16 protein-coding genes are annotated in these 15,586 nt (G+C 67.3%); 5 read left to right on the top strand and 11 right to left on the bottom strand.

Annotation, left to right across the window (positions count from 1 at the left end; all coding sequences use genetic code 11):
• Nucleotides 1–33: 33 nt before the first annotated feature.
• The 3 genes from HMH01_RS02620 to HMH01_RS02610 are packed head-to-tail and all read left to right on the top strand — an operon-like array spanning nt 34 to nt 3,350.
• Nucleotides 34–408 (top strand): response regulator transcription factor, encoded by a 375-nt coding sequence (locus tag HMH01_RS02620; protein ID WP_171322191.1) that lies wholly within the window; start codon nt 34–36, stop codon nt 406–408.
• Nucleotides 405–659, top strand: coding sequence for a hypothetical protein (locus HMH01_RS02615; protein ID WP_171322189.1), 255 nt, complete (start codon nt 405–407; stop codon nt 657–659). The genes HMH01_RS02620 and HMH01_RS02615 overlap by 4 nt, the downstream gene beginning before the upstream one ends.
• Nucleotides 660–677: 18 nt before the next feature.
• Nucleotides 678–3,350: an ATP-binding protein gene (locus HMH01_RS02610; protein WP_171322187.1), complete on the top strand. Its 2,673-nt coding sequence runs from the start codon at nt 678–680 to the stop codon at nt 3,348–3,350.
• 42 nt (nt 3,351–3,392) lie between these two features.
• Here the strand turns inward: HMH01_RS02610 and HMH01_RS02605 are convergent, their stop codons facing one another.
• From HMH01_RS02605 to HMH01_RS02580, 6 genes are all read right to left on the bottom strand, one after another.
• On the bottom strand, nt 3,393–4,577 hold the full coding sequence (locus HMH01_RS02605) for an amino acid aminotransferase (RefSeq protein ID WP_171322185.1): 1,185 nt from the start codon (nt 4,575–4,577) through the stop codon (nt 3,393–3,395).
• The gene (locus HMH01_RS02600) at nt 4,570–5,154 is read right to left on the bottom strand and encodes a GNAT family N-acetyltransferase (protein WP_171322183.1); all 585 of its coding nucleotides are present in this window, start codon (nt 5,152–5,154) and stop codon (nt 4,570–4,572) included. The genes HMH01_RS02605 and HMH01_RS02600 overlap by 8 nt, the downstream gene beginning before the upstream one ends.
• A complete protein-coding gene (gene sseA / locus HMH01_RS02595) occupies nt 5,151–6,002 on the bottom strand; it encodes a 3-mercaptopyruvate sulfurtransferase (protein ID WP_171322181.1) in 852 nt (283 codons plus the stop codon). The genes HMH01_RS02600 and sseA overlap by 4 nt, the downstream gene beginning before the upstream one ends.
• Before the next feature lie 127 nt (nt 6,003–6,129).
• On the bottom strand, nt 6,130–6,927 hold the full coding sequence (locus tag HMH01_RS02590) for an ABC transporter permease subunit (RefSeq protein WP_171322179.1): 798 nt from the start codon (nt 6,925–6,927) through the stop codon (nt 6,130–6,132).
• Between the two features lie 10 nt (nt 6,928–6,937).
• Entirely contained in the window at nt 6,938–7,726 is a 789-nt protein-coding gene (locus tag HMH01_RS02585; RefSeq protein ID WP_171322177.1) for a transporter substrate-binding domain-containing protein, read from the bottom strand.
• Between the two features lie 76 nt (nt 7,727–7,802).
• Nucleotides 7,803–8,441, bottom strand: a complete 639-nt coding sequence (locus HMH01_RS02580; protein WP_171322176.1) for a DUF3047 domain-containing protein — start codon at nt 8,439–8,441, stop codon at nt 7,803–7,805.
• A gap of 177 nt (nt 8,442–8,618) precedes the next feature.
• Between HMH01_RS02580 and HMH01_RS02575 the strand changes: the two genes are divergently transcribed.
• Nucleotides 8,619–10,259 (top strand): acyl-CoA synthetase, encoded by a 1,641-nt coding sequence (locus HMH01_RS02575; RefSeq protein ID WP_171322174.1) that lies wholly within the window; start codon nt 8,619–8,621, stop codon nt 10,257–10,259.
• 389 nt (nt 10,260–10,648) lie between these two features.
• Entirely contained in the window at nt 10,649–10,912 is a 264-nt protein-coding gene (locus tag HMH01_RS02570; RefSeq protein ID WP_171322173.1) for a hypothetical protein, read from the top strand.
• A 76-nt stretch (nt 10,913–10,988) separates the two neighbouring features.
• Here the strand turns inward: HMH01_RS02570 and HMH01_RS02565 are convergent, their stop codons facing one another.
• Genes HMH01_RS02565 through fabB form a run of 5 tightly spaced genes read right to left on the bottom strand, consistent with a single transcriptional unit; the run spans nt 10,989 to nt 15,532 of the window.
• On the bottom strand, nt 10,989–11,963 hold the full coding sequence (locus HMH01_RS02565; RefSeq protein WP_171322170.1) for a threonine ammonia-lyase: 975 nt from the start codon (nt 11,961–11,963) through the stop codon (nt 10,989–10,991).
• Nucleotides 11,960–12,787: an alpha/beta fold hydrolase gene (locus HMH01_RS02560; RefSeq protein ID WP_171322169.1), complete on the bottom strand. Its 828-nt coding sequence runs from the start codon at nt 12,785–12,787 to the stop codon at nt 11,960–11,962. Before HMH01_RS02560 ends, HMH01_RS02565 begins: the two co-directional genes overlap by 4 nt.
• The gene (locus tag HMH01_RS02555; RefSeq protein WP_171322167.1) at nt 12,787–13,476 is read right to left on the bottom strand and encodes a haloacid dehalogenase type II; all 690 of its coding nucleotides are present in this window, start codon (nt 13,474–13,476) and stop codon (nt 12,787–12,789) included. The genes HMH01_RS02560 and HMH01_RS02555 overlap by 1 nt, the downstream gene beginning before the upstream one ends.
• 35 nt (nt 13,477–13,511) lie before the next feature.
• Nucleotides 13,512–14,300 carry an enoyl-ACP reductase FabI gene (locus tag HMH01_RS02550; protein WP_171322165.1) on the bottom strand — a complete coding sequence of 263 codons (789 nt, stop codon included), beginning with the start codon at nt 14,298–14,300 and terminating at the stop codon, nt 13,512–13,514.
• 5 nt (nt 14,301–14,305) lie between these two features.
• A complete protein-coding gene (fabB, locus tag HMH01_RS02545) occupies nt 14,306–15,532 on the bottom strand; it encodes a beta-ketoacyl-ACP synthase I (protein WP_171322164.1) in 1,227 nt (408 codons plus the stop codon).
• Nucleotides 15,533–15,586 lie beyond the last annotated feature (54 nt).

Raw genomic sequence — 15,586 nt, 5'->3', positions numbered from 1 at the left:
CGGCCCGGCAAAGCCGGAGGGGAGGAATGTGACTTGGCCCAGAGGGTCCTGATCGTCGAGGACGAACCGAACATCGCCGACGCGCTTCGCTTCCTGCTGACCCATGAAGGGTTCGAGGTGGTGGTCGAAAGCGATGGCGCATTGGCGATGGAACGTGTGGCCGACAGCAGGGCGGACGTCGTGATCCTGGACGTGATGCTGCCCAACAGATCAGGCTTCGACATCCTGCGCGATCTGCGCGCGCTCGGCCCGGATCAGACCCCGCGTCCCCCGGTCCTGATGCTGACGGCCAAGGGGCAGGCCCAGGACCGGCGCACCGCAGCCGAGCTGGGCGTGACGGAGTTCATGACCAAGCCCTTCTCCAACGCCGAGGTCGTGGCGACCGTGAAGCGGCTGGCGGGCCAATGACCCGGCGCGGCGAAAACGCCGATCTGGCCGAACGGGCGCTAGAGCGTCACAAGCGCGAGGATGCGGCGGCGTTCCTTCCCATCCTGGGCGTGCTTCTTCTGGTGTCGCCCGTGCTCAACATCGTAGCGGGATTTCCGCGCATCCTCGGGATCCCGGCGGTCTATCTCTATGTGTTCAGCGTCTGGGCCGGGCTGATCCTGTGCACGCTGTATCTTGCCAGGCGCCTATACGGGACGGGCGAGCCGGAATAGCCCGCGAGGAACCGTCCCATGCTGACGCTCGACATCCTCGTCACGGTCTGCCTGCTCTACAGCCTCGCGCTGTTCCTAATCGCCTTCTGGGCCGAACGCCGCGCCGCGCGGGGCCGCCATTTCTGGCTGCGCTCTCCCATCGTCTACACGCTGTCCCTGTCGGTCTATTGCACGGGCTGGACATTCTATGGCGCGGTCGGATCGGCGGCACGCAACGGGCTCGAATACGTCACCATCTATGTCGGCCCGTCGCTCGTGATGTTCTGCTGGTGGTTCCTTCTGCGCAAGCTGGTGCGGATCGGCAAGGCGCAGCGGATCACGTCGATCGCCGACCTGATCTCGTCGCGCTACGGCAAGAGCGCGTCGCTGGGCGTCATCGTGACGCTGCTCGCCGTGATCGCCACGACGCCCTACATCGCGCTCCAGCTTCAGTCCCTCACCCTGAGCATCGCGGCGATCGGCGGCGAGACGGCGGCGGGCCCCGCCGTGACCGGCTTCTGGTTCGCCACCGGACTGGCCCTGTTCGCGATCCTGTTCGGAACCCGGACCATCGATGCCAACGAAAAGCATTTCGGCGTCGTCTCGGCCATCGCGGTCGAGGCGGTGGTCAAGCTGGTCGCCCTCGTGACGGTCGGCGTGTTCGTGGTCTGGGGACTGAACGCGGGGCCGGGCCCCACCTTTGCCGTGCTGCCCGAAAGCGGCCCGCACGAGGGCGTATTCGGCCCGCGCTGGGTCACGCTGATCTTTCTTTCGGCCACCGCCGTGATCTGCCTGCCACGCATGTTCCAGGTCATGGTGGTCGAGAACGCCGACGAGCGCCACCTTGCCACGGCGGCATGGGCCTTTCCCGCCTATCTGCTGATGATCTCGCTCTTCGTGCTGCCCATCGCGGTGACCGGGCGCGCGCTGATGCCGGAAGGGGCGAACCCCGACCTGTATGTGCTGACGCTGCCCCTGTCGCAGGGTTCCGAGGGGATCGCACTTCTGTCCTTCCTTGGCGGTTTCTCGGCCGCGACCTCGATGGTCATCGTCTCGGCCATCGCGCTATCCACCATGATCTCGAACCATGTCGTGGTGCCCGTCTGGCTGGCAATGGACAAGTCCCGCACCCAGACCAGCGGCGATGTCCGCTCTGTCGTGCTGATGGCGCGGCGGGTCTCGATCGGCGCGATACTCGCGCTTGGATATCTCTATTTCCTGATCACCGGGGGATCGGCGGCCCTGGCATCCATCGGCCTGATCTCGTTTGCCGGCGTGGCCCAGATCCTGCCCAGCCTCATCGGCGGCATCTACTGGCGGGGCGCGAACCGGGCCGGGGCGATGACCGGCATCGGCCTCGGTTTCGCGCTCTGGGCCTATACGCTTCTTCTGCCCAGCTTCGAGGGCGGGTTCCTCCTGTCCTCGTCCGCCATCGCCTCAGGGCCGTTCGGCATCGCAAGCCTCAGGCCGCAGGCCCTGTTCGGCGAGGATTTCGGCGATCCCCTGGTCCATGCCACCTTCTGGAGCCTGTCGCTGAACGTGATCGGCTTCGTCACCGTTTCGCTTCTGACGCGCCCCCGGCTTCTGGAGCGGGTGCAGGGGGCGCAATTCGTGGATGCACACCGGCAGGGCGGCACGGGCGCCATGGTCCTGCCGCGCTCGGCCACCTCCGAGGATCTGTTCACCCTTGCCCAGCGGATCCTCGGCACCGAAACCGCCCACCGCCTGTTCGCCGAGGCGGCACGGGCGCAATCGAAGCCGGCCGGCCTGCCCGAGGCCGACGATGCGCTGATCGCCCGGATAGAGCGGGAACTGGCCGGCTCCGTCGGCGCCGCATCGGCCCATGCGATGGTCAGCCAGATCACGCGCGGCGGGCAGATATCGGTGGACGAGCTGATCCGCATGGCGGACGAGACGGCGCAGATCGTGGAATACAGCCAGCAGCTGGAACGCCAGTCGAAGGAACTGGCAAAGACAGCCGGCGAATTGCGCCGCGCCAATGCCCGTCTGACCGAGGTCGGCGCGCAGAAGGACGCCTTCCTCAGCCAGGTCAGCCACGAGTTACGCACGCCCATGACCTCGATCCGTTCCTTCGCCGAGATCCTGCGCGAGCGACCGGACCTCGACAGCGGCGACGTGCAGCGTTTCGTGGGCATCATCCACGAGGAAAGCCAGCGCCTGACCCGGCTGCTGGACGAGATCCTCGACCTAAGCTTCCTCGAAAGCGGCAAGGCCCGGCTCAAGGTAACGGACGTGGCGCTCGGCGCCGCCGTCGAAAGCGCCGCGATCAGCACCGAAGGCCTGCGCGCGGCCTCGGGCGCCCGCCTGGTCGTCGAGCCCGACGGCATGGAGACGCCGGTGCGCGCCGATTTCGACCGCCTCGCGCAGGTCATCATCAACCTGGTGACCAACGCGGTGAAATACGGCGCCCGCGAGGGCGGCGAAATCCGCATCCGCGCGATCGTGGCGCCCGATCAGGTGGCGCTCGACATCGAGGATGACGGCCCCGGCATCGCGCCCGGCGACTGGGAACGCGTGTTCGAGAAATTCACCCGACTGGGCGAAGTGACCCTTGCCGGCAGCGCCGGCCTCGGCCTGCCCATCAGCCGCGAGATCATGCGCAACCTGGGCGGCGACCTGCGGATCATGCCATCAACGCGCGGCGCACGGTTCCGCATCCTGCTGCGCCCGGCGGCCCGCAGCGCGGCCTGAGGCCCGCGCGCATACCCTGCGGCATGCGCGCGGGAGGGCATGTCACCCGGCGACCCGCACGATCGCCTTGGCCAGCGCATCCAGCTTGTCGGCGGGCAGGCCCGCGATGTTCACGCGGCTGTCACCGACCATGTAGATGCCGCTTTCCTCGCGCAGCTTCATCACCTGCTCCTGGCTCAGGCCCAGGCGCGAGAACATGCCGCGGTGATGCGCCACGAAATCGAAGGAGTCGGAATTGGTCTCGCGCCGCAGCGCCTCGGCCAGCCCTGCGCGCAGTTCCAGCATCCGCGTCCGCATCTCCTCAAGCTCCGCCTGCCAGTCGGCGCGCAGCTCGGGATCGTTCAGGATGATCTCGACCACCTTCGCGCCATGGTCCGGCGGGAAAGAGAAGTTCAGACGATTGAGCGAGGACAGCGCGCCCTTGGCCAGGTCGGCCGTCGCCGCGTCCTGCGCCACCGCCATGGCGATGCCGACCCGGTCACGGTAAAGCCCGAAATTCTTCGAGCAGCTGGCCGCGATCAGCATCTGCGGCACCCGCGTCACCATCCGGCGCACCGCCGCCGCATCCGCATCCAGCCCGTCACCAAAACCCTGGTAGGCGAAATCGATGAACGGGATCGCGCCTTTCGCGTTTAGCAGGTCGGTGACCTGATCCCACTGCGCCGCATCCAGGTTCGCACCCGTCGGGTTGTGGCAGCAGCCATGCAGGATCACCACGTCGCCGGCCGAAAGCCCGTCCAGGTCCGCCATCATCGCCGCGAAATCGACGGTGCAGGTCGCGCTGTCGAAATAGCGGTAGGTCGCGGACGCAAGCCCGACATGACGCACCATGGCGGGGTGGTTCGGCCAGGTCGGATCGGAATACCACACCTTGGCGCCCGGGTTCGCCAGCTTCACCAGTTCCAGCAGCTGACGGATCGCCCCGGTGCCGCCTGGCGCCTGCGCGGCGGCCACGCGCCCGGCCGGCACCGCATCGCCCAGGACCAGCCCGCGCATCGCGGCGTTGAAATCGAGGTCGCCCAGAAGGCCCACATAGGACTTCGAGGTCTGGCTCTCCAGCAGCCGCTTCTCGGCCGCCTTGACCGCCCGCATGACCGGGGTTGCGCCCTTCTCGTCCTTGTAGACGCCGACGCCAAGATCGACCTTCTCGGTGCGCGGATCGGCGCGGTACATGCCGATCAGTTCGATGATCTTGTCCGGCGGCTGCGGGGTCAGCTTTTCAAGCATGGTCCTCGGTGCTCCTCCCTGGGGGCGTCATTTGGCGCGGTCGCGACAGGATCCGGGTCTTGCGCGCCTGTGATACGGGTTCGAATCCGGCGCGTTGATATAGGCCAAGCGCCCGCGGATGGTCCAGCGTGCAGGTTTCCACCATCAGCCGGCGGATGCCGGGCCGGTCCCAGCCCAGATGCACCGCCGTCCGCAGCAGCCACAGGCCCAGGCCCATCCCCACGGCCTCGGGCACCAGCCCGAAATAGCTCAGTTCCACTTCGCCCTCGGCCCGACCGTCGAGCACGAAGAAGCCGGCCGGCCAGCCGGACCGCATCAGTGTCCAGAGCGTGACCTGCGGGTCGGCCAGCCAACGGCGCAGATCCTCGGGATCGTCCTCGAAGCGGTCGGTCCACTCGTAGTCCTGTCCCACCGCGCGATAGAGATCCAGGAAGTACCATGCCGGCGGCGCCTCGGCCGAAAGCAGCGCCATGGGCGGGCCCATCGGCATGTCGGGCCGCGGCCCCTCAGGGCGCGTGGTCATCTCCAGACAGGTGATGATGACCTCCACCTCCGACCCGGCCGGCAGCTCCGTCATCCCGTCTCGACCTTCAGGTCGCCATACATGCCCCACTCGCTCCAGGAACCGTCGTAAAGCGCGTGCTGCGGATGGCCCAGCCGTTCGAGCGCCAGGCTCAGGATCGCCGCCGTGACACCCGACCCGCAGCTGGTGATCACGGGCCGCGCCAGATCGACGCCCGCCGCGAGGAAAGCCAGCCGCAGGCCTTCCTCGGACTTCATGGTGCCGTCGTCGTTCAGCAACTGGCGATAATGCACGTTCTTCGCCCCCGGGATATGGCCCGAGCGCAGGCCGGGGCGCACCTCCGCCTCCGCTCCGCGGAACCGCCCAGGCGAGCGGGCGTCGACGATCTGCCAGTCCCCCAGCTTCGAGGCGGCGGCGACCTGGGTCACGTCCTTGACCAGGCTCGCGTCGCGCCGCGCGGTGAAATGACGATCGCGCAGCTGCGGAGGCTCGGTCTCCAGCACCCGGCCTTCGGCCTTCCATTTCGGCAGGCCACCGTCCAGCACGGCGCAGTCGCGCTTGCCGAACAGGCGGAACAGCCACCACACCCGCGCGGCCGAGAACAGCCCCGCACCGTCATAGACGACGACGCGATGCCCGTCGCCGATGCCCATGGCCCGCATGCGGCTGACGAATTTCTCCACCGGCGGCGCCATGTGCGGCAGGTCCGATTTCGCATCCGAGATCTCGTCGATGTCGAAGAAGCGTGCACTCGGGATATGGCCCGCGTCATATTCCGCCTTCGGGTCGCGCCCCTCGGCCGGCAGATACCAGCTGGCATCCAGAACCTTCAGGTCCGGCGCGCCCAGATGGCGGTCCAGCCATTCGGTCGATACAAGAAGCTGCGGATCGTCCTGGGCCAAGGCCGCCTCCCTTCACGCAACAATCTTGCCCCGGATACTGCCGCAAAGGCGTCAAGGCAAGCCGCCCGCCTTCCACTTTCCTCAAATATCCCCGCCGGAGGCATCCGGCGACCGCCCCGCGCGCGGCTCAGGAGTGACGCGCCCGCAGCCGACGCTCGATCCGCCGCAACGCCAGGCTGAGCCCGATGGTCATCAGCAGGTAGATATAGGCGACGATGTTGTAGGTCTCGAAATACCGGAAGGAACCCGCGGCATAGACCTTGCCCAGCTGGGTCACGTCCGCCACCCCCAGCACGGAAACGAGCGAGCTGTCCTTGACCATGGCGATGAAGTCGTTGCCCAAGGGGGGCAGGATGGTGCGCAGCGCCTGCGGCAGAACGACCAGCCGGAACCGCTGCCAGCGGTTCAGGCCCAGCGCCTCGGCCGCCTCGATCTGGCCGCGGTCCACCGACTGGATGCCGGCGCGGAACACCTCGGCGATGAAGGCCGAATACCCGATCGCCAGCGCGATGATCGCCCGCCACAGGAAACTCAGGTCGCGCGTTCTCAGCGGCTCGAAGCCCAGCGGCTCCAGCACCGCATTGGCCGCCGCAACCAGCGCCGGGGCAAAGACGAAGGCGACATAGAGCAACAGCACCAGGATCGGGATGCCGCGCACCACCTCGATGTAAAGCCGCGCCCCCTGCCGCAGCAGGGCCAGCCGCGACAGGCTGGCCACGGCCAGCACCAGCCCCATCGCGCAGGCCGCGGAAAAGGCCACGGCCGTCACGAACAGCGTGACCCCCACCCCGCGCCAGAGCGTCGCGAAGATCTGTGCATGCAGGTCGTCGGCATGAACGCGCCAGCCCAGCCACAGCCCGGCCGCCCCCAGGATGACAAGCCACCATGGGAAGTCGGGCCGGTCCTGTCGCGAAGGCGCGCTCACGCGCGGCCGCTCACTGGCCGAAGCTGTAGTCGAGGAACCACTTGGTGTTCAGCGCATCCAGCGTCCCGTCGGCCTCAAGCGCGGCGATCCCGGCGTTGAAGACCGGCACCAGGTCCGAGCCCTTGGGATAGATGAAGCCGAAATCCTCGGACCCCAGCGGATCACCCACCAGCTTGAAGCTGTCCGGATTGGCCCGGACATAGCCCTGCCCGGCGGTGCCATCGGTCAGCACCAGGTCCACGTCCCCGGCCCTCAGCGCCTGCACGCTGGCGCCGAACGTCTCGAACAGGCGGATGCGCGGGTTCGACTCGTTGCCGTCCAGCACCTCGTAGACCGCGACATAGAAGGGCGTCGTGCCGGCCTGCGCCCCGATCAGCAGATCCGCGTCCGCGGCGAAGGAAGCGGCATCCGCGAAACGGTCCTCGTCGGCGCGCACCAGCATGAACATCTCGGACCGCATGTAGGGATCCGAGAAATCCACCTGCTCGGCCCGATCCTCGCGGATCGTGATGCCCGTCATGCCCATGTCGAACTGTTCCTGCGAGACGGCGGCGATCATCGCGTCCCAGGACACCTTTTCATAGACCGGCACGAAGTTGAGCCGCTCGGCCAGGGCGGCGATGGCATCGTATTCCCAGCCGATCGCAGCCCCGGTCGCGGGGTCCACGAATTGCAGCGGCGGATAGGCGTCCTCGGTCGCGATCACGACCTCGCGTCCCTGAAGATCGGGCAGGTCCTGCGCAGGCGCGACACTGGCGAGCGCGGCAAGGCCCGCGGCAAGAATGGCAAAGGCTTTCATGGTGCAATCATCCCTGTGTGGATTGGCGGGCAGACTATGCCGGGGCCCATTCCGGCTGGCAAGGGCGGCCCCTTGCTCAACCCAGTCGCAGGTCGGACACGTTGCCGGCGATGGCGCTGCCGGTGTCGTCCGCATCTGCCGAGACGGCGATGCCGAACAACGCCTCTGGCGCCGTGCCAAAGGCGCGCTGGTGATCCGCGGCCAGATCCACCTCCTCCGAATGGCTGCCGGGTGCCGCCGGGCGCAGCACGACCGTCATGCCGCGCGCACCCAGGTAGGGGCTCTGGATGAAGGTGCCACGGTCCCGCATCCCGCCCCAGACATAGACCAGCGTCGTCGCCGCCTCGTCGGTCAATACCCGGCGCGGCGGCGCGTCGATCAGCGCCTCTGCCCGGGCGCGGGGCAGGAAGGCGAAATAGAGCGCCAGGTTTCGGTCATCCCCACCCTTCCGGGCAAGGTCCGTGGGTGGAACGCTGCGCGCAACGTCCCAGCGCCACGAAGCACTGCGCGCGCCCCAGAGCGACGGATCCAGCTTGCGAAGCACCAGCGCGACGCCCGCATCGCTTTCGACGGTCAGCCGCTCTCCCTGCAATCCGAAGCGGGTCTGCCGACGGAATGGAAAGCCCTGGGTGAACCATTGCCGGTCGAAGGGAAGCGCCGTCGCCTGTGTGGCCGCGGTGACAAGACCGATGGTGAGAAAGGCACGTCGCTTCATGGCACGGACTCCGTCGTTTCCGGGGTATAAGATACGGCGAAACCCGCGGCGGGGGCGCGCCCCGCGTCTCAATATCGCGTGACTCGGCGACGATGCCTTAGACCTGGAAGTCGGGGCTTGCGCGGGCCGCCGTTTCCGCCTGTCATGGCTGGCAACCGCCAAGGGAGGAATTGCCAGATGCCCCGTGCCCACGATGCCCTGCCGCGCCGCGCGGCGAACCATGTCGCGCTTTCGCCGCTTTCCTTCCTGCGGCGCAGCGCGCAGGTGTTTCCGGACCGCACCGCCATCGTCTATGGCGATCTGCGCCGCAGCTGGGCCGAAACCTATCAGCGCTGCCGGCGGCTTGCCTCGGCACTTCGCCGCGAGGGGCTCCAGAAGGGCGACGTCGTGGCGGTCATGGCGGTGAACACGCCCGAGTTGTACGAGTGCCATTTCGGCGTGCCGATGGCCGGCTGCGTGCTGAACGCCGTCAACACGCGGCTCGATGCCGGAACGGTGGCCTATATCCTCGACCATGCCGAGGCGAAGCTGCTGATCACCGATCGCGCCTTCTCTGCGGTGATCCGCGAGGCGCTGTCGCTGTGCAAGGCGGCGCCCATGGTGATCGATATCGATGATCCCGCCGCCGGAGGGGGCGAGTTGCTGGGCGCGCAGGACTACGAGTCCTTCCTTGCCGGCGGTGATCCCGATTTCGCCTGGGAGGGGCCGGCGGATGAATGGGACGCCATTTCCATCAACTACACATCAGGCACGACCGGGCGACCCAAGGGCGTCGTCTATCACCACCGCGGCGCCTATCTGAACGCGGTGAACAACGCGCTCGAATGGTCGATGCCGATGCACCCGACCTATCTGTGGACATTGCCGATGTTCCACTGCAACGGCTGGTGCTTTCCCTGGACCATCGCGGCGCGCGCGGGCACCAATGTCTGCGTAAGGCAGGTGAGCGCCGCCAGCATCTACGAGGGGATCGCCGTGCATGGTGCGGACCATCTTTGCGGCGCGCCGATCGTCCTGTCCTTCATGATCAACGCAACCGACGAGGAACGGCGCGAGTTCTCGCATCGCTGCAAGGTGATGACCGCGGCCGCCCCGCCACCCGCCGCGGTGCTGCAATCCATGGCCGAGCAGGGCTTCGAGGTGACCCATGTCTACGGCCTGACCGAAGTCTACGGCCCCGCCGTGGCCTGCGCCTGGCACGAGGAATGGGACCGCCTGCCCATCGCCGAACAGGCGCGGCTGAAGGCGCGGCAGGGTGTCGCCTACCTGATGGAGGAAGCGGTGATCGTGGCCGACCCCGACACGCTGGAGGAAGTCCCCCATGACGGCGAGACGATGGGCGAGATCCTGTTTCGCGGCAACATCGTGATGAAGGGCTACCTTGCGGATCCGGACGCGACCGATGCCGCCCTCAACGGCGGCTGGTTCCATTCCGGCGATCTGGCGGTGGTGCAGCCCGACGGCTACATCCAGATCCGTGACCGCGCGAAGGACATCATCATCTCGGGCGGCGAGAATATCTCCTCGATCGAGGTGGAGGACGCCCTCTTCGCCCATCCGGCGGTGCAGACCGCCGCCGTGGTCGCGATGCCCGATCCGAAATGGGGTGAGACGCCCTGCGCCTTCGTCGAGTTGAAGCCGGGGCGCGAGGCGACGGCCGAGACGCTGATCGCCTTCGTCCGCGACCGGCTGGCACATTACAAGTGCCCACGCCACGTCGTTTTCGGCGATGTGCCCCGGACCTCTACCGGAAAGATCCAGAAAGGCCCGCTTCGCGACCGCGCCAGGGCGATGGCGGCAGGCGAGTCGCAGGGCTGACGCCCGAAACGCGGGGGCTTTCACGGCCCCCGCGGCCCCCGGAGGCGCAAAAATCACCGTTTTCCGTTTCGGAAACGATCCGTCATCAAAGCGCCAAGTTTCGGAAACCCGGCCCGGCAGTCGCGGCCGCGTGAGATCCGGACCGCCGGGGATCACGGAACGGCGACATGCGCGCCGAAGTTGACGCAACGATTTCAGATACTTAATGTTTACTGCGAAACAATCCGTTGCCCAGTTCTGTCAAGGGGCAACCTGTTTCAAGGCTGTGTGATTGGCCGTGTCCCGGTTCGTGAGTTGAAGTTAGCTGGCTCCGGGTAGATATCAGCCGTGTCGCCGCAACTGGCGAAAAACGGAAAAAACGCGAAACAATCACTCAAAGGAGTTTCAACATGAAACGCGCTCTTATCACTGCCGCCGCCCTGACCCTGACCGCTGGTGCCGCCTTTGCGAACACCTTCTCGACGCCGCTGGCCACCTACGATGCCGACGCGCTGACCGCGACCCAGAAGGCGCAGATCTTCGCCGTCATCAACAGCGACGAGGCGACCAGCGTGCAGCAGCGCCAGATCGAGGCGATCCTGTCGGTCGACACCAATGCCGGCACCGAGACCTCGCGCGCGGCGCAGGCTTTCTTCGAGGCCAACGAAGACTGATCCGCGCAAGCGGAACACCCGTCCCGCAAGGGATGAACGGGGCGGCGGCCATCACAGGCTGCCGCCCTGAAACGTTTCAGAGATCGTTCGCCAGCACGTCGGCGAACAGGGCGGGATCCACGTTGCCCCCCGTGGCCACCGCGATCACGGTGTCCCCCGGGATCTGATCGGGCCGGAACAGCGCCGCGGCCAGCGCCGCCGCGCCGCCAGGCTCGACCACGATCTTCAGCCGCAGGAAGGCCAGCGCCATCGCGCGGCGGCACTCCGCATCGCTGACCGCCAGCCCCGGCCCGGCCAGCCGCTTGAGGATCGGAAAGGTGATCTCTCCGGGCGAAGGCGTCAGGATCGCGTCGCAGATCGACCCGGTCGCGGCCGCGTTGGACTGCCGGCTGCCGCTCGCCAGGCTGCGCGCGGTGTCGTCGAAGCCCTCGGGCTCGCAGGTGCGCACGCGCAGGCCCGGCGCATCGGCTTCCAGCGCCAGTGCAATGCCGGAACTGAGCCCGCCGCCACCGCAGCAGACCAGCACATCGGCATCCCGCACGCCTTCCTCGATGGCCTGGGCCGCGATTTCCAGCCCGCAGGTGCCCTGTCCGGCGATGACTTGCGGCTCGTCGTAAGGCTTGATCAGCGTCAGCCCGCGATCCCGCGCAAGCGTGTTGCCGATCTCCTCGCGGCTTTCGCCGGCGCGGTCGTAGAGCACGACCTCCGCCCCCATGGCGCGGGTATTCGCGATCTTCAGCGCCGGCGCGTCCGAGGGCATGATGATGACCGCGGGCACCCCGTGCATCTGCGCCGCGCGTGCGACCCCCTGCGCGTGGTTGCCCGAGGAATAGGCCAGCACGCCCCGCGACCGGATCTCGGGGTCCAGCGCGCTGACGGCCGAATAGCCGCCGCGGAACTTGAAGGATCCGGTGTGCTGAAGGCACTCCGCCTTGACCAGCACGCGCTTGCCCGCGATCTCGTCGAGGAAAGGCGAGGACAGAAGCGGCGTGCGCCGGACCACCGGGCCAAGCCGGCGGTCGGCTTCGAGGATCATGGTGAAGTCGCTCATGTGCGGACCCTTTCGACCAAGGTGTTAAGGACGGCCAGGCTTTCCGCCTCGTCCAGCAGGGGGACATGCCCACGGCCGGGCACCGTGGCGGCAATCAGATCGGGGCGGCGCGCCTGCATCTGCCTTAGCGTGTCCGCGCGCAGCAGGTCGGAATGCTGTCCCCGCAGCACGGCCAGCGGGATGCCCGCCAGCGCATCGAAAAGCGGCCACAGATCGGGCGCGGCCCCCTTGGCAAGAACCGCGTCGCGCAGGCGCGGGTCGTAGCGAAGCGCAATGCCTTCCGCATCCTCGCGGTACCAGCGGCGGGCAAGCCTGTCCCACATGGCAGCATCGAAATCGGGAAAGCCCGCGCCCATCGTCTCGGCCAGTTTCACGGCCAGCGCGTCCATGTCGCGCGCGGCCGGCCGGCGGCCCAGATAGTCCATGATCCGCGAAAGCCCGTCCGCGTCGATCTCGGGGCCGATGTCGTTCAGCAGCACGCCCGACAGCCGCTGCGGGGCCAGCGCCGCAATCACCATGGCGATCAGCCCCCCGCGCGAGGTACCCAGGATCACCGCCCGAGCGATGCCCAGATGGTCCAGCAGTTCCAACGCGTCCCGCGCCTCGGTCGGGATGTCATAGCTCATCGGGTCCGGCGCGAAATCCGAAGGCTCCCGTCCGCGGCTGGTCAGCGCGATCATGCGCAGCCCCTCGGGCAGCACTGCGCGCAGATCGTCGAAATCGTGGTGGTTGCGCGTCAGCCCCGGCAGGCACAGAAGCGGCAGGCCCTCGCCCGACACCTGAAAGGCAAGCGACAGCCCGTCCGAGGTGGTGAAGCGCTGCATCAGAGCCTGGCCGCCAGGTCGGGTATGCCGGAAAGGTCGGGAAGCACCGTCTCGGGTCGCCAGGGCAACCGGTCCATCGGGTCGCCCGCGCGGTTCACCCAGGCGGTGCGAAAGCCGTAGCCCGCCCCCGCCGCCGCATCCCACCCGTTCGAGGAGACGAACAGCACATCGCGCGGCGTGGTTCCGAAGCGGGCGCCGACCAGCTCGTAGACAGAGCGATGCGGCTTGAACACACCGACGCTTTCCACGCTCAGCACATCGTCCAGCCGGTCGCCGATCCCGGCGCTCTCGACCGCGGCCGCCAGCATTTCAGGTGCCCCGTTCGACAGGATCGCGGTCGCGAAGCCCGCCCGCTTCAACGCGGCCAGCATGGCCGGCACCTCGGGATAGGGGTCGAGCGTGCGGTAGAGCATCATCAGCCGGTCGCGCAGCACTGCATCCCCGTGCAGCCCAACCGCTTCCAGGGCGAAATCAAGTGCCTCGCCCGTGACCTGCCAGAAATCGGCATGCGCGCCGGTCACGGCCCGCAGCCAGGTGTAGCCAAGCTGTTTCGCGCGCCAGATCTCGGCCAGCCGCGGCCAGGCTTCGGCCAGACGCTCCTGTCCCGGCTCTCCGGCGGCCCGCCTCGCGGCTGCGGTCACGTCGAACAGCGTTCCATAGGCATCGAACACGCAGGCACGGATGGTCATGCGCTTTCCTCCGATCCGGGCAGCTACCCCAAGTCCTACAGGTTCTCGACCTGCGGCATGCCGGTGACGTGGAAACCGCCATCGACGAAGATCACCTCGCCCGTGGTGCAGGCTCCGTGATCCGACAAAAGATAGACAGCCGTTCCGCCCACCGCCTCGAGCGTGGCATTGCCGCGCAGGGGCGCGTTCATCTCGGAATTGCGGAACACCTTGCGCGCGCCACCGATCGCCGCGCCCGCGAGCGTGCGCATCGGGCCCGGGCTGATCGCGTTCACGCGGATACCGTCCGGGCCGAGGTCGTTCGCCAGGTAGCGCACCGCGCATTCCAGCGCCGCCTTGGCCACGCCCATCACGTTGTAGTTGGGCGTCACCCGCTGCGCACCCAGGTATGTCAGCGTCACGACCGACCCGCCATTCTTCATCAGCGGCGCCACCCGGCGCGTCAGGTCCACCAGCGAATAGCAGGAAATGTCGAGCGAGTTCAGGAAGTTCTTCCGGCTCGTGTTGACGAAGCGGCCGGAAAGCTCGGTCTTGTCGGAAAACGCGATGGCATGGACGAGGAAGTCCACCCGGCCCCATTTCTCGGCCAGCGTCGAGAACACCGCATCGAGCGATGCTCCGTCCTGCACATCCGCGGGCAGCACCAGTTCCGCCCCCAGGCTTGCCGCCAGCGGCTGCACCCGCTGGCCAAAGGCATCGCCCTGGTAGGTGAAGGCCAGTTCCGCCCCCTCGGCATGCAGCGCCTTGGCAATGCCCCAGGCAATGGACTTCTCGTTGGCAACGCCCATCACCAGTCCGCGCTTGCCCTTCATGAGTTCAGGCATCCGGGTCAGTCCTGTACTCGGGACAGCGCCAGCGTCGCGTTGGTGCCACCGAAGCCGAAGCTGTTGGACAGGACCGTATCGAGACCGGCGTTGTCGATGCGCTCTGTCACGACCTCGCCCGGTTCCAGCGCCGGGTCGAGCTTTGTGATGTTCGCGCTGGCTGTGATGAAATCGTCCTGCAACATCAGCAGCGAATAAATCGCCTCCTGCACGCCGGTCGCGCCCAGGGAATGCCCGGTCAGCGACTTGGTCGAGCTGACCGGCGGGGTCGTCCCCTTTCCGAAGATGCGGCGGATCGCCTCCACCTCAGAGATGTCACCGACCGGGGTCGAGGTGCCGTGCGAGTTGATGTAGCTGACCTTGCGCTCGCCCAGCGTGGACATGGCAAGCCGCATCGCCCGCTCGCCGCCCTCGCCCGAGGGGGCAACCATGTCGTAGCCGTCCGATGTGGCCCCGTATCCTGTCACCTCGGCGTAGATCTTCGCACCGCGGGCCTTGGCGCGCTCGTATTCCTCGAGCACCACGACCCCGCCGCCGCCGGCGATCACGAAGCCGTCGCGCGTCTCGTCATAGGCGCGGCTGGCCGTCTCGGGGGTGTCGTTGTATTTCGAGGACATGGCGCCCATGGCGTCGAACAGGCAGGACAGCGTCCAGTCCAGTTCTTCGCCACCGCCCGCAAAGACGATGTCCTGCTTGCCGAACTGGATCTGCTCGACTCCGTTGCCGATGCAATGGGCCGAGGTCGAGCAGGCCGAAGTGATCGAGTAGTTCACGCCCTTGATCCTGAACGGCGTGGCAAGACAGGCCGAATTGGTCGAGGACATGCAGCGGGTGACCATGAAGGGTCCCATCCGCTTTGGGCTGCCCTTCTCGATGACGATCTGATGCGCCTGGAAGAAGTTCCTTGTGGACGGCCCGCCCGAGCCCATCACCAGGCCGGTGCGCTCGTTCGAGACTTCGTTCGGCTCGAGCCCGCTGTCGGCGACCGCCTGCTGCATGGCGATGAAGTTGAAGGCGGCCCCGTCACCCATGAAGCGCAGGTCGCGCTTGTCGACATGCTCCGCGATGTCGATCTTCGGGCGGCCGTGCACCTGGCTGCGGAAGCCGTGTTCGGCATAGTCGGGCGCGAATTCGATCCCCGACCGGCCCTCCTTCAGCGAGAGCTTCACCTCGTCGGCGTTGTTGCCGATCGAGGAGACGATCCCGATCCCGGTTATGACGACGCGGCGCATGTGCGGCTCCCCTTCTTCAAATTCCTCGCCGGAAGTTCATCGGCGGACCGGGCG

The organism is Halovulum dunhuangense (assembly GCF_013093415.1).
Classification (GTDB): Bacteria; Pseudomonadota; Alphaproteobacteria; order Rhodobacterales; family Rhodobacteraceae; genus Halovulum; species Halovulum dunhuangense.
This window is presented reverse-complemented; position numbering and strand designations above follow the sequence as displayed.